A 13,211-nucleotide genomic window follows, 5' to 3' on the forward strand; every position below is an offset into this window, starting at 1 on the left:
TTATCAGGCAGAAACATCCCTATCAATATAAATTAGAGAATTGGACAATGAGCGAAGCACTTAAAATCCTGAACAACATCCGCACACTGCGTGCTCAGGCAAGAGAATGCAGCCTGGAAACGCTGGAAGAAATGCTGGAAAAACTGGAAGTTGTTGTCAACGAACGCCGCGAAGAAGATAGCCAGGCTCAGGCAGAAGTTGAAGAGCGTACCCGCAAACTTCAGCAGTATCGCGATATGCTTATCGCTGATGGTATCGACCCTAACGAATTACTTTCTACCCTGGCAGCGGCTAAAGCACCGGGTAAAGCCAAGCGTGCAGCACGTCCTGCTAAATATTCTTACATTGATGAGAATGGCGAAAGTAAGACCTGGACAGGCCAGGGCCGCACGCCTGCTGTGATTAAAAAAGCGATTGAAGAGCAAGGCAAGAAACTGGAAGACTTTCTGCTGTAATTCTGCTCAGGGTCCTTCTCTACTACCCCATAATTAAATGGGGTTTTTTTGGTCCTATTTTTACGTTGTCGTTACCAGGTAAGATTAAAAAAGGGAGCCATCTGGCTCCCTTTTTTCTGCCCTCTGCGCGGACGATTAAACCTTATAGAAGTCTTTGTACCACGCAACGAAGCGTGCCACGCCCGCTTCCACAGAGGTTTGCGGTTTAAAACCGATGACTTTATACAGCGCCGATGTATCGGCACTGGTTTCCATCACATCGCCAGGCTGCATCGGCAGCATATTCTTTTCGGCCACCTGGCCAAGGGCACTTTCCAGCGACTCAATATAGGCCATCAGCGTAACCGGCTGGCTGTTGCCGATATTATAAACCCGATAAGGCGCTGAGCTGGTCGCCGGGCTGCCGCTTTCCACCGTCCACTCTTTATCTGCCTGAGGAATGACATCCTGCAGGCGAACTATAGCCTCGGCGATGTCGTCAATATAGGTAAAGTCGCGGCGCATCTGGCCATGGTTATAAACGTCGATTTTTTCACCGGCAATTATCGCGCGGGTGAATTTAAACAACGCCATATCCGGACGCCCCCACGGGCCATAAACAGTAAAGAAACGTAAGCCTGTGGTGGGAATACCATACAGATGGGAATAAGTATGGGACATCAGCTCATTGGCTTTCTTCGTCGCCGCGTAAAGGGATACCGGATGGTCTACTGAGTCGTCCGTAGAGAATGGCATTTTACGGTTGAGCCCATATACCGAACTGGAAGAAGCATACAGCAGATGTTCCACCTGATTATGTCGGCACCCTTCCAGGATATTAAGGTGGCCAATCAGATTGGCATCAGCGTAAGCCAGCGGGTTTTCCAGCGAATAACGGACCCCCGCCTGAGCGGCAAGGTGGATAACGCGCTGAAAGCGCTGAGAGCGGAATAGTTCAGCAATGCCTTCACGATCGGCAAGGTCGCCTTTAACAAAGGTAAAATCAGGGTGGGGGTTAATCAGATCAAGACGTGCAGTCTTAAGGTTTACATCGTAATAATCATTCAGGTTGTCGAGACCGACAACCTGGTGACCGGCGGCAAGCAGACGTTGAGTGACATGAAAGCCAATAAATCCTGCTGCGCCGGTGACCAGATATTTCATACTGCCCTCGTTAATTATGCAATGTTAAGAGATGCTCCGCGGCCGATTGCATAATAAACAAAACCGCGTTTGCTGATTCTTTCTGGATCATACAGGTTACGACCATCAAAAATCACGGGTTCTTTAAGCGCATTTTTAATCACATCAAAATCAGGGGCGCGGAAATTCTGCCATTCAGTACAAATGACCAGACCATCAGCCCCCTGAAGCGCTGCTTCTTTGGTTCCCATCAGCTTAAGGTCGCTGCGGTGCCCATAGATGCGCTGTGCTTCATCCATTGCTTCCGGATCAAACGCCTGAACCGTCGCGCCAGCCTGCCAGAGTGCTTCCATCAGCACACGGCTGGAGGCTTCACGCATATCATCGGTATTTGGCTTAAAGGACAGGCCCCACACGGCAAAGGTTTTGCCCTGCAGGTTGTCGCCAAAATGACGCTTGATAAAGGTCGGCAGCTTGTTCTTCTGCGAGTCGTTAACGTCTTCCACAGCCTGCAACAGACGCGGCTTGTAGCCAATCTGCTCTGCCGTACGGATCAGTGCCTGCACGTCTTTCGGGAAGCAGGAGCCACCGTAGCCGCAGCCAGGATAGATAAACGAGTAGCCAATACGTGAATCTGACCCAATACCCTGACGCACTTTCTCTACGTCTGCACCCAGGCGCTCTGCCAGGTTAGAGATTTCGTTCATAAAGCTGATCTTTGTCGCCAGCATGCAGTTAGCCGCATACTTGGTCAGTTCAGCACTACGAATATCCATCAGGATCATACGGTCGTGATTGCGGTTGAACGGCTCATACAGCTCACGCAGCAGCTCAACCACTTCGTCGTTATCAGTACCGATAACGATACGCTCAGGACGCATACAGTCGCTGACCGCAGCCCCCTCTTTCAGGAATTCCGGGTTAGAAACCACATCAAAAGTCAGCGCTTCACCACGCTCCTTCAGTGTTTCTTCCATTACCTTGCGAACCCGATCGGCCGTTCCAACAGGAACCGTCGACTTGTCCAGCACCACTTTGTGGTCTTTCATGTGCTGCGCGATGGTACGCGCAACCGCTGTGACATATTTCAGGTCAGCCGAACCATCTTCATCCGGTGGTGTGCCGACAGCAATAAACTGCATAACACCATGGTTAACGCCATCTTCAGCGTTGGTAGAGAACTTAAGGCGACCTGCCTCATAGTTCTGCATCACCAGCGGCGTCAGGCCCGGTTCAAAAATAGGAATGATCCCTTTCTTCAGATTCTCGACTTTATTTTCGTCGACATCGATGCAAAGAACGTCATGTCCGACTTCGGCCAGAACCGCAGCCTGAACCAGACCAACATAGCCGATACCAAATACGGTGACTTTCATTGAATTGTCCCGGTTAGAAATTAAACTTACTTTTTATTATTAACGGTGCTTTCAAGCCAGGCTTTGAAATCGCTGCCCAGCGTGTTGTGACGCACACCGTACTCAACGAAGGCCTGCATATAGCCCAGTTTGTTACCACAGTCGTGGCTGATCCCTTTAAGGTGATAAGCTTCCACTGTCTCTTTTTCCATCAGCATCGCAATCGAGTCGGTCAGCTGAATTTCGTCACCGGCACCTGGAGGCGTTTTCGCCAGCAGTGGCCAGATATCGGCAGACAGAATGTAACGACCGACCACCGCGAGGTTCGAAGGCGCTTTGTCTGCTTTTGGTTTCTCTACCACACCAACCATTGGTGCGCTGTCGCCTGGCTTCAGTTCAGCACCCTGGCAGTCAACGACACCATAGGCGGTCACATCGGCAACAGGCTCTACCATGATCTGGCTGTGACCCGTTTCGTCAAAACGCTTCATCATTTCTGCCAGGTTATCTTTCGACAGGTCCGATTCGTATTCGTCGATGATCACATCAGGCAGGATAACCGCAACGGGTTCATTGCCAATCACTGGCCAGGCACACATAACCGCATGGCCAAGGCCTTTCGCCAGGCCCTGACGCACCTGCATGATGGTCACATGCGGTGGGCAGATAGACTGGATTTCTTCCAGCAGCTGGCGCTTAACGCGTTTTTCCAGCATGGCTTCCAGCTCAAAACTGGTATCGAAGTGGTTTTCAATGGAGTTTTTAGAAGAGTGCGTAACCAGCACAATTTCATTGATCCCTGCTGCGATACACTCGTTTACGACATACTGAATCAGCGGCTTATCAACCAGTGGCAGCATCTCTTTTGGAATTGCCTTGGTGGCAGGTAACATACGCGTTCCCAAACCAGCAACTGGGATTACCGCTTTTTTTACTTTGGACTTATAGGCAGACATCAAAGTACCTCTCTTTAGGCCGTTCAAGTTATTACTTGATATGTCGAGTTAAAATAACGAAGTGAGTATACCAGTGGAACCCACGCGGATTTATCCTGGATAAACCTTTTCTGCATAAATTAAGACTATTACCCAATTGTAAAGGTTATCCGTGGCCCTGTCAGTCAGGGCCAGATGGAAAGTCTTCGGCAGTGGTCATTCTGACGACAACATCAGGCGCAGCCGCCCTCCGGCACCCCATACCTGACATTGCCAGGCATCACACCGCTGACTGATCTGGTTAAGATGCGTGCTGCCCAGCGTGCCCAGCGGAACGCCATTGCTCAACTGAATTTGATGGGAATGGATATTAAGAGTGGCGTTTAAACCAGCAGAAACCAGAATCAGATTTTTTAAACCTTGATGATAATACCCTACCAGCAGTGGGAACTGCCCTTTCAGATTCGCCTGACGCAGCAGAAGGTTGACCTGTTTCAGCAGTGCGCCGAGCTCAGGCAGCCTTGTGCCCTGCCCCGAAAGCTGTTCCTGCAACAGCCCATTGAACAGGGCCCGCAGCAGCAAGGCGGCCAGAACCCCGTTATCCCCCGCCCGGGTAACATCCAGGCAGTAGAAAGCCAGATCTTTCTCCGACAGAGCCGCCACGTCCAGCACCAGTCCCGGCTGTTCAGCCATGGTCAGCTGACGGTAGTTCACCCGGCAGTGGGCGATGGTCTGCTGAACAGGCGGCTGGAGCTCTTTCAGTAATTTCGCCGCCGACTGAGGATCGTTAACCAGTGCATCCCAGTCCTGGAACAGCTGTTCGTCTTCCTCCACCTTAGAGGTAAACATCGACGGATAAAGGCACTCAAATACCGCTTCACGCAGCCGGCCCAGGTCTTTCACCGGCTTCAGCAGCACATCCTGCACGCCGATACGCAGCACATTGGCAATATCCGACATATTTTCCGTGGCGGAAATCACCAGGATCGGCAGCGTGCCGCCCCGGCTGCGAATATGTTCAACCAGCTGGATGCCGCCCATTCGCGGCATCGCCAGATCGCAAATCATCAGATCGGGCTGGCTGCGGCTCATGGTTTCGAGCGCGTGAATACCGTCATCTGCCAGACTGACTACAGCTCCGAGGGCTGTTAGAAAATTATCCAGCAGGGAACGGAAAACGATTTCGTCCTCAACGATGAGAATATGTTTTCCGCTTAATGGTTTTTCCATTGTGTCCCCCTGCATAACAGATACCTCAATAGTGGTCTATAAACGCCCTTTGCGCCTCTCAGAATTGACTGAAGTAGCATGCTTAATCGACCACGCTATTGTCTGTCACGCACCAGCGGTAACAGTTCGTCCATTTTTTTCTCAACGGATAGTCTCCCCGCTTCAATCGCTTCCTCTGCCCGATGAAAATCCAGGGTGGAAATTTGCGGGCAGAATGGCTGTATCAGAACATCAGGAGGGTCACCCGCCATGCGATTACGCTTAAGCCGGTTTTCCAGGACCTGGATGGATGTAGACATGATTTCCATGGCACCGGGCGTGTAATTCATTTTACGCGGTTTAAAGCGCCCGATACGCTGCCGCAGGCGACCACTCCAGCTATCAGTGGGCAGCTGGGTATCCGGGCCGGCAGGCTCCGGCGTCACGGAAAACAAGTCCTGTTGCATTAGATGAGCGTCATGCTGCAGATCGACGGCAATAACTATGTCTGCGCCGAGCGCACGCGTCAGAGAGACAGGAACCGGATTGACCACCGCACCGTCCACCAGCCAGTAGCCATTCCAGCTTACCGGTGCCAGCAGGCCTGGCATACTGCAGGAAGCACGCACCGCCTGATGAATATCCCCTTCCGTCAGCCACAGTTCACGACCGGTGCTGAGGTTAGTGGCGACGGCCCCAAAAGGAAGAGAGCACTGCTCGATAGTGTCGCATGCCATCAGGCTGCGGACATGGCTGAAAACACGTTCGCCGCGAAGTAATCCCCCGCGCTGCCAGGAAAAGTCCATTAATCGGATCACCTGCCAGTAGCTGAAAGACCGGACCCAGCGCTCCATCAACGGTAAACGTTGATTCGCATAAGCGGCGCCAACCAACGCGCCCACCGAACAACCCGCCACGACATCAATACGTATGCCGGCGCGCTCCAGCGCGTTAATTACCCCAATATGGGCCCATCCTTTGGCTGCTCCCGATCCCAGCGCAAGCCCGATCTTTACCTGTCTCATTCCACCTCTGGCCAGTACTCAACGATCAAAATGGCATCACCGCGTCTCCCCGGTTATCATGACGCCTGAATCTCATTTTACCTGTTATAAAAACTTCCGGAGTCAACGTGTCTGAACATTGTCCGTGCGGTAGCGGATTGCAGTATAGCCTATGTTGCGAGCCGTATCTAAACGGGAGCACACTCCCGGCCACGCCAGAAGCCCTGATGCGCTCTCGCTACAGTGCTTATGTAAAGCAGGATACACCTTATCTGGTGGCAACCTGGCATCCCTCCTGTCACGCACAGCACTTTGCCACAAGTATTGAAGAGAGCTATGCCAGTACCCAGTGGCGCGGATTAACCCTTCTTTCAATGGAAACCGTGCCGGAAAGTAACGTGGGTTATGTGACGTTTTTTGCGCGTTTTACGGAAAATGGCCGCGAAAGTTTCATTCATGAACGTTCGCGCTTTCTTCAGGAGGAGCAACGCTGGTACTATATTGACGGAACCTTCCCGCCAGTCGGGCGTAATGACCCGTGCCCCTGTGGCTCTGGCAAAAAATACAAGAAATGCTGTGGTCAGTAGTGACCTGGATTTCCCATCTGTATCGACAGGATTACCATCGCAATGCAAGCGCAAACACTGCAACGTAAAGTTTTACGCACCATCTGCCCGGATGCTAAAGGGCTGATCGCCAAAATTACTAATATTTGCTACAAACACGAACTGAACATTGTGCAAAACAATGAGTTCGTTGATCACCGTACCGGGCGTTTCTTTATGCGTACCGAGCTGGAAGGTATTTTTAACGACGGTACGCTGCTTGCTGACCTTGACAGCGCGCTGCCTGCGGGCTCTGTTCGAGAGCTGCAGCCAGCGGGTCGTCGCCGCATTGTTATTCTGGTCACCAAAGAGGCACACTGCCTGGGCGACCTGCTGATGAAGAGCGCGTACGGCGGTCTGGACGTGGAGATTGCAGCGGTTATCGGTAACCACGATACGCTGCGCACCCTGGTCGAACGCTTTGATATACCTTTCGTTCTGGTCAGCCACGAGGGGTTAACCCGCGATGAGCATGACACGAATATGGCGGCGGAAATTGACCGCTATCAGCCTGACTACGTGGTGCTGGCTAAATATATGCGCGTACTGACGCCGGGCTTTGTCCAGCGTTATCCGAATCAGATCATCAACATTCACCACTCATTCCTGCCGGCCTTTATCGGCGCACGCCCCTACCATCAGGCGTATGAGCGCGGCGTGAAGATCATCGGCGCGACCGCGCATTATGTGAATGATAATCTGGATGAAGGTCCGATTATTATGCAGGACGTGATCCACGTCGATCACACCTATACCGCGGAAGATATGATGCGTGCCGGCCGTGACGTTGAGAAGAATGCCCTGAGCCGCGCGCTCTATCAGGTACTGGCACAGCGCGTCTTTGTTTACGGTAACCGCACCATCATTCTGTAAGCCGGATGATGCTGTTTTGTCTGACAAAACAGCATCCCGGGCAAAAAAACGGCAAACACGCTGCTTTATACAAAACGGGGCTTTACAGCGTCACTTCATTTGATATGATGCGCCCCGCTTAACAAGCAGAGTGAGTAAGGCCAGTGGTGGGGTTCCCGAGCGGCCAAAGGGAGCAGACTGTAAATCTGCCGTCATCGACTTCGAAGGTTCGAATCCTTCCCCCACCACCATTTTCAGACTGTTTTTATATGAAAATGTGCCTCACGCTTTGCATTGGTTAACACGCTTCCCCTGGTGGGGTTCCCGAGCGGCCAAAGGGAGCAGACTGTAAATCTGCCGTCATCGACTTCGAAGGTTCGAATCCTTCCCCCACCACCATCTTCATTACTCCCTGAATTCACTGACTTATCCTGCCCCCCTCATTTTCCCGATAGGAAGGATGAGAAGCTTCGACACGAAGGTTTGTGCCGAACGCAGTGAGACAACGCCAGTCATGGCGGCCCGCAGGGCAAGGCGCGCAGCGACGCAGTCATCCTTCCCCCACCACCATCTTCATTACTCCCTGAATTCACTGACTTATCCTGCACCCTCATTTTCCCGATGGGAAGGATGAGAACCTTCGACACGAAGGTTTGTGCCGAACGCAGTGAGACACTGCCTTCTGTCACAGCACTATTTCTCTCTCCGTCTGAAACCTGCTACCATTCCGGCCTCTTTATTCACGCAAAATGGCCTGCGCTATGAAATTTCTTTCTTTTAATATCAACGGGCTGCGTGCTCGTCCGCATCAGCTTGAAGCGATTGTTGAGCAGCACCAGCCGGACGTCATCGGCCTGCAGGAAACAAAAGTACATGACGATATGTTCCCGCTTGAGGACGTGGCTAAACTGGGCTATCACGTCTTTTATCACGGGCAGAAAGGCCACTACGGCGTCGCACTGATGACCAAAGCAGAGCCTGTCGCCGTGCGCCGGGGTTTTGATGGTGATGATGAAGAGGCCCAGCGGCGGATGATTATGGCAGACATCCAGACCCCTTCAGGGATCGTCACCGTACTGAATGGTTATTTCCCCCAGGGAGAAAGCCGCGACCATCCGACAAAATTCCCGGCGAAAGAGAAATTCTATCGCGATCTGCAAAATTACCTCGAACAGCAGCAGAATGCCGGCAATCAGGTATTGATCATGGGTGATATGAATATCAGCAGCACCGACCTGGATATTGGTATCGGTGAAGATAGCCGTAAGCGCTGGCTGCGCACCGGGAAGTGCTCTTTCCTGCCGGAAGAGCGCGAGTGGATGGACAGGCTGATGAACTGGGGTCTGGTCGATACCTGGCGCGCCCAGAACCCGGATGTCAACGACCGGTTCTCGTGGTTTGACTACCGTTCAAAAGGCTTTGATGACAATCGCGGACTGCGTATTGACCTGGTGCTGGCCAGCAGGCCGCTGGCAGAGCGCTGTGTTGCCACCGGGATTGACTATGCGATCCGCAGCATGGAAAAACCGTCCGACCATGCGCCGATCTGGGCTGAATTCAACCTGTCATCCTGACCGGTAAGCGTCGGGACGGGAAAGCAGAGTCGCCCTTCCCGACGCACACCGCTATTTTACAATACGCCAGATAAGGTTATTGGTGCCCAGCGATCTTTCGTCACGCACGCACTGCAGGAGCACGCCCTCACTTTTCAGCACGGCCCCTTCGGTATAGCTGCGGTTCTCAAAGGTGCAGCAGCGCTGACAGGCGGGCGCACTGTCGCGACTGCCCTGCGTCCACACTTCCGGTGGCATGTCCACCACCACGTCAGCGTTACCGCCGCCGCCGTATTGACCACTTCCGCCGTGACCGTTACTGATATAACGCTCTGCCAGCGACGGGGCGCTGACGGCACACAGCAGCAGCATAGCCAGATGCACTCTCATCACTCATTTTCCTTCTCTTTCGCCGCCTTGCGTCGCGGCTTTTTCGCTTTGTTCGTGGCCGGAGCAGGCAGGCCCCGGAATGCGTGCGCAGCTGGCTGCTGCCGCGCCTGGTGGATCAGACTGTGCAGGGTTTCCACTAGCGGGAACATAAAGTCCTGATAGCGGCACTGCTTTTCACTGATTTTGGTCAGGGTCGACTCCCACTGCGCCGTCATATCCGGGCGCGCGGCCATCTCAGGCAGTGAATGAATTAACGCGCGCCCAGCCGGACTGGAGTGAATATAGCGCCCCTTTTTATACAGGAAGGTGCGCTTAAACAGCAGCTCGATGATCCCGGCACGCGTCGCCTCAGTCCCTAAACCATCGGTCGCACGCAGCACTTTCTTTAGATCTTTATCCTGAACAAAGCGTGCGATACCGGTCATGGCTGACAGCAGCGTAGCGTCAGTGAAGGGACGCGGTGGCTGCGTTTGCTTCTCCATCACTTCCCCGCGTTCGCACAGCAGCTCATCGTCTTTCTTCACTACCGGCAGCGGCGTGCCGTCATTCTCTTCATCGCGCTCTTTGCTGCCCAGCAGCGCACGCCACCCGGCTTCAGCAAGAAAACGTGCCTTTGCGACAAACTTACCGCCGGCAATATCCAGCTCAATCACGCATTTGCGGTACACCGCGTCCGGACAGAACTGCATCAGATACTGCGTGGCAATCAGCCGGTAAATTTGCTGTTCATTATCGGACAGATTCACCCGACTGCTGCGGGCAGTGGGCACAATCGCATGGTGGGCGTCGACCTTTTTATCGTCCCAGCAGCGGTTCTTCTGGTCGCTGTTGAAATCTGCCGGCGGGGTCAGATCCGGCTGGTGGATGTTGATGGCATTCAGCACCGCCTGACGTCCGGCAAAGTGCTCATCCGGCAGATAGCGGCTGTCAGAACGCGGATAGGTGATCAGCTTATGGGTTTCATAAAGACGCTGGCAGGTGTCCAGCACCGTCTGCGCACTCAGGCCGAACCGCTTCCCCGCCTCAATCTGTAATGCCGACAGGGAGAAAGGCAGCGGCGCCGTGTCATTTTCCCGTTTGTCGTTGTAGCTGGTGACCCGCGCAGGCTGACCGCCGATACGCGCCACCACGTGGTCGGCCAGGGTGCGATGAAGCAGACGCCCTTCTTCATCCTGATAAGGCTCACAGGCGTCACTGGGCTGCCATAGCGCCACAAAACGCTCGTCCTTCGGGGTGACGATATGTGCTTTAACTTCAAAAAAATCTTTGGCGACGAAATTTTCGATCTCTTCATCACGACGCACGACCAGCCCGAGTACCGGCGTCTGCACGCGGCCGACCGACAACACACCATCGTAGCCTGCATTACGACCCAGCAGCGTATAGGCGCGGGTCATATTAATACCGTACAGCCAGTCGGCGCGGGATCTAGCCAGGGCAGAGACACAGAGCGGAATAAATTCGCGGTTTTCACGCAGGCGATCGATCGCCCGCTCGACGGCCTGCGGGTTAAGATCGTTGATCAGACAGCGCTGCACCTGCGCCCGCTTTTCGGCGGGCAGTGTCAGGTAGTCCAGCACTTCATCGACCAGCAGCTGGCCTTCGCGATCCGGGTCACCGGCGTGTACCACGATGCTCGCCTGCGCCAGCAGCCCTTTGATGACGTTTAGCTGTTTCGCCACGGAGGGGCGCGGCTGTAACTGCCATTTTTCCGGCACAATCGGCAGGTCGGCCAGCGACCAGCGGGCAAAGCGGCTGTTATAACTGTCGGGCTGTGCCTGTTCCAGCAGGTGCCCCACGCACCAGGTCACCACCTGGTCCGTGCCACAGGCAATATAACCATCGCCACGACGGTGGGGTTTTGGCAGGACATCCGCAATAGCACGGGCAAGACTGGGTTTCTCGGCAATAAACAAACGCATCCGGGGGTAAATCCTGCTCAGGGTTTGACTTCAATAATGGCCCTTCCGGCCTGCGCCGTCAGGAGTTCGCCAATGGGTGTAAGCGAAATAGCGTACGCGGTGGCGATCGCCTCCACCTCTGCCTCTGAACCGGGCAGCACTGCCAGCAGCAGGCCGCCGGAGGTTTGCGGATCACACAGCAGCTGGCGCTGTGCGTCGCTCATCGTTCCCACCAGATGGCCATAGCTGGCAAAGTTGCGTTCTGTCCCACCCGGGACGCAGCCCAGGGCAATGTACTCGTCTACTCCCGACAGGCGCGGGATGGCGCTGAACCAGAGATTAGCGTGCAGACCCGCACCCTGGCACATCTCGCTCAGATGCCCCAGCAGCCCGAAGCCGGTCACGTCGGTCATTGCGCTGACCCCCGCTGCCGGGGCAAACGCCGCGCCCACCTGATTAAGCTGGCACATGGTCTCCGTGGCCAGCCCGGCATGTTCAGGCCGCAGCAACGCTTTTTTCTCGGCGGTGGTCAGCACGCCGATGCCGAGCGGCTTGGTGAGATACAGACGGCATCCTGGCTGTGCCTCACTGTTACGCTTGACCTGGTCAGTGGCCACGATCCCCGTCACGGCCAGCCCGAAAATCGGCTCCGGTGCGTCGATGGAGTGCCCGCCCGCCAGGCTGATACCCGCCTGCTCACAAACGCTGCGGCCACCCTCAATCACCCTGCGGGCAATCTCCGGGGCCAGGACGTTGACCGGCCAGCCGAGAATGGCAATGGCCATAATCGGTTTGCCGCCCATCGCCCAGATATCACTGATAGCGTTGGTGGCGGCAATCCGGCCGAAATCGAAGGGATCGTCGACGATCGGCATAAAAAAATCGGTGGTGCTGACCACCGCCGTTCCGTTACCGAGGTCATAAACGGCGGCATCGTCACGGGTCTCATTCCCCACCAGCAGGCGAGGATCGTGACGCAGGGGGTGATCGCTGTGCAGAATAGTGTCCAGCACCCGGGGGGATATTTTACAACCGCAGCCGGCTCCGTGGCTGTACTGCGTCAGACGAAGAGGTTTTTCGTTCATCTTTCCATTACTCAGAAATAGCTGACAAATGGCGCAGTGTCGGTCGGCAAAACATTTGTCGAAGATTTAAGCTGCGGTGTACCAAGATAAAGAAAGCCCACGATGGCATCCTGCGGGCGGCAGTGAAAGGCCTGACGCACGGCGTCATTTTCTGTCCAGGCCCCCGTTCGCCAGATACCGTTAAACCCCTGGGCGGCTGCCGCCATCTGCATCGCCATGACAGCACAACCGGCAGAAACAACCTGCTCCCAGCGCGGCACCTTGTGATGCTCTTCGCAGTGCGCCACCACGGTAATGATCATCGGTGCGCGAAACGGTGCCTGTCGGGCTTTCTCAATGGCTTTATCGTCCAGTTGGCCGTCACGGGACACTTTTTCCAGCAGCGCACTAAAGCGATCGCGCCCTTCCTCTTCGATAACAATAAAGCGCCACGGCTGCAGCGTGCCGTGGTCGGGAGCACGCAGTCCTGCACGCAGAATGTTTTCCAGTACCTCACCTGCCGGGGCTGGCGCGGCCAGACGGGATGCAGAACGACGGTTGACCAGCAATTCCAGAGCGTCCATTACTTCCTCCTGATAATGATCGGTATCCCGCAGAAACTAGCACAGGATGATGTTTTGTTACAGCATTGCACTTTTTCCTGCTGACAATTACGCCACTGCTAATTAGGATGTGGTGTATTACTGCCCGGTTTAGCGGTTACGTTGTCAGCGACACGCACCGCGCCGGGCATTTCATTGCGATT

13 protein-coding genes, 2 tRNA genes and 1 other RNA gene are annotated in these 13,211 nt (G+C 54.4%); 7 read left to right on the forward strand and 9 right to left on the reverse strand.

What is annotated here, in order from left to right; genetic code table 11:
• The first annotated feature begins 47 nt into the window (after positions 1–47).
• Positions 48–455, forward strand: coding sequence for a histone-like nucleoid-structuring protein H-NS (gene hns, locus ACZ3HG_RS03855; RefSeq protein WP_191933099.1), 408 nt, complete (start codon positions 48–50; stop codon positions 453–455).
• A 135-nt stretch (positions 456–590) separates the two neighbouring features.
• Here the strand turns inward: hns and ACZ3HG_RS03860 are convergent, their stop codons facing one another.
• The 5 genes from ACZ3HG_RS03860 to rssA all read right to left on the reverse strand — a co-directional run bounded on the left by ACZ3HG_RS03860 (position 591) and on the right by rssA (position 6,101).
• The gene (locus ACZ3HG_RS03860) at positions 591–1,598 is read right to left on the reverse strand and encodes an NAD-dependent epimerase (RefSeq protein ID WP_191932512.1); all 1,008 of its coding nucleotides are present in this window, start codon (positions 1,596–1,598) and stop codon (positions 591–593) included.
• A 14-nt stretch (positions 1,599–1,612) separates the two neighbouring features.
• Positions 1,613–2,953, reverse strand: coding sequence for a UDP-glucose dehydrogenase family protein (locus tag ACZ3HG_RS03865; protein ID WP_062743115.1), 1,341 nt, complete (start codon positions 2,951–2,953; stop codon positions 1,613–1,615).
• 26 nt (positions 2,954–2,979) lie between these two features.
• Positions 2,980–3,888, reverse strand: coding sequence for a UTP--glucose-1-phosphate uridylyltransferase GalU (gene galU, locus ACZ3HG_RS03870; protein ID WP_062743114.1), 909 nt, complete (start codon positions 3,886–3,888; stop codon positions 2,980–2,982).
• Positions 3,889–4,083: 195 nt separating this feature from the next.
• Entirely contained in the window at positions 4,084–5,097 is a 1,014-nt protein-coding gene (rssB, locus tag ACZ3HG_RS03875) for a two-component system response regulator RssB (protein WP_191932513.1), read from the reverse strand.
• Positions 5,098–5,192: 95 nt separating this feature from the next.
• Positions 5,193–6,101, reverse strand: coding sequence for a patatin-like phospholipase RssA (gene rssA, locus ACZ3HG_RS03880; RefSeq protein ID WP_191935825.1), 909 nt, complete (start codon positions 6,099–6,101; stop codon positions 5,193–5,195).
• Between the two features lie 107 nt (positions 6,102–6,208).
• On the opposite strand from rssA, the gene ACZ3HG_RS03885 reads away from it, so the two are divergent.
• The 6 genes from ACZ3HG_RS03885 to xthA all read left to right on the forward strand — a co-directional run bounded on the left by ACZ3HG_RS03885 (position 6,209) and on the right by xthA (position 9,111).
• The gene (locus ACZ3HG_RS03885) at positions 6,209–6,667 is read left to right on the forward strand and encodes a YchJ family protein (RefSeq protein ID WP_191932515.1); all 459 of its coding nucleotides are present in this window, start codon (positions 6,209–6,211) and stop codon (positions 6,665–6,667) included.
• A 42-nt stretch (positions 6,668–6,709) separates the two neighbouring features.
• The gene (gene purU / locus ACZ3HG_RS03890; protein WP_191932516.1) at positions 6,710–7,558 is read left to right on the forward strand and encodes a formyltetrahydrofolate deformylase; all 849 of its coding nucleotides are present in this window, start codon (positions 6,710–6,712) and stop codon (positions 7,556–7,558) included.
• Between the two features lie 145 nt (positions 7,559–7,703).
• A tRNA-Tyr gene (locus ACZ3HG_RS03895) sits at positions 7,704–7,788 on the forward strand.
• 63 nt (positions 7,789–7,851) lie between these two features.
• A tRNA-Tyr gene (locus ACZ3HG_RS03900) sits at positions 7,852–7,936 on the forward strand.
• 40 nt (positions 7,937–7,976) lie between these two features.
• A non-coding RNA gene (locus ACZ3HG_RS03905) (RtT sRNA) lies at positions 7,977–8,107 on the forward strand.
• 191 nt (positions 8,108–8,298) lie between these two features.
• Positions 8,299–9,111 (forward strand): exodeoxyribonuclease III, encoded by an 813-nt coding sequence (gene xthA, locus ACZ3HG_RS03910; RefSeq protein WP_191932517.1) that lies wholly within the window; start codon positions 8,299–8,301, stop codon positions 9,109–9,111.
• Positions 9,112–9,162: 51 nt separating this feature from the next.
• On the opposite strand, the gene ACZ3HG_RS03915 is transcribed toward xthA, so the two are convergent.
• The 4 genes from ACZ3HG_RS03915 to ACZ3HG_RS03930 are packed head-to-tail and all read right to left on the reverse strand — an operon-like array spanning position 9,163 to position 13,029.
• Positions 9,163–9,480, reverse strand: coding sequence for a DUF1496 domain-containing protein (locus ACZ3HG_RS03915; protein ID WP_191935998.1), 318 nt, complete (start codon positions 9,478–9,480; stop codon positions 9,163–9,165).
• Entirely contained in the window at positions 9,480–11,402 is a 1,923-nt protein-coding gene (locus tag ACZ3HG_RS03920; RefSeq protein WP_191935823.1) for a DNA topoisomerase III, read from the reverse strand. Before ACZ3HG_RS03920 ends, ACZ3HG_RS03915 begins: the two co-directional genes overlap by 1 nt.
• A 17-nt stretch (positions 11,403–11,419) precedes the next feature.
• Positions 11,420–12,466, reverse strand: coding sequence for a selenide, water dikinase SelD (selD, locus tag ACZ3HG_RS03925; protein ID WP_191932519.1), 1,047 nt, complete (start codon positions 12,464–12,466; stop codon positions 11,420–11,422).
• Positions 12,467–12,477: 11 nt separating this feature from the next.
• Entirely contained in the window at positions 12,478–13,029 is a 552-nt protein-coding gene (locus ACZ3HG_RS03930; protein ID WP_191932520.1) for an NAD(P)H nitroreductase, read from the reverse strand.
• Between the last annotated feature and the right edge of the window lie 182 nt (positions 13,030–13,211).

The sequence above is a fragment of the Erwinia sp. PME.40.26/001 genome, from assembly GCF_055556675.1.

What these genes read in the sequence shown, in the direction of transcription:
- ACZ3HG_RS03915 (WP_191935998.1), bottom strand. Translation starts at nt 9,480, where the DNA reads ATGAGAGTGCATCTGGCTATGCTGCTGCTGTGTGCCGTCAGCGCCCCG.
- ACZ3HG_RS03920 (WP_191935823.1), bottom strand. Translation starts at nt 11,402, where the DNA reads ATGCGTTTGTTTATTGCCGAGAAACCCAGTCTTGCCCGTGCTATTGCG.
- purU (WP_191932516.1), top strand. Translation starts at nt 6,710, where the DNA reads ATGCAAGCGCAAACACTGCAACGTAAAGTTTTACGCACCATCTGCCCG.
- ACZ3HG_RS03865 (WP_062743115.1), bottom strand. Translation starts at nt 2,953, where the DNA reads ATGAAAGTCACCGTATTTGGTATCGGCTATGTTGGTCTGGTTCAGGCT.
- selD (WP_191932519.1), bottom strand. Translation starts at nt 12,466, where the DNA reads ATGAACGAAAAACCTCTTCGTCTGACGCAGTACAGCCACGGAGCCGGC.
- ACZ3HG_RS03860 (WP_191932512.1), bottom strand. Translation starts at nt 1,598, where the DNA reads ATGAAATATCTGGTCACCGGCGCAGCAGGATTTATTGGCTTTCATGTC.
- hns (WP_191933099.1), top strand. Translation starts at nt 48, where the DNA reads ATGAGCGAAGCACTTAAAATCCTGAACAACATCCGCACACTGCGTGCT.
- ACZ3HG_RS03930 (WP_191932520.1), bottom strand. Translation starts at nt 13,029, where the DNA reads ATGGACGCTCTGGAATTGCTGGTCAACCGTCGTTCTGCATCCCGTCTG.
- galU (WP_062743114.1), bottom strand. Translation starts at nt 3,888, where the DNA reads ATGTCTGCCTATAAGTCCAAAGTAAAAAAAGCGGTAATCCCAGTTGCT.
- rssB (WP_191932513.1), bottom strand. Translation starts at nt 5,097, where the DNA reads ATGGAAAAACCATTAAGCGGAAAACATATTCTCATCGTTGAGGACGAA.
- rssA (WP_191935825.1), bottom strand. Translation starts at nt 6,101, where the DNA reads ATGAGACAGGTAAAGATCGGGCTTGCGCTGGGATCGGGAGCAGCCAAA.
- xthA (WP_191932517.1), top strand. Translation starts at nt 8,299, where the DNA reads ATGAAATTTCTTTCTTTTAATATCAACGGGCTGCGTGCTCGTCCGCAT.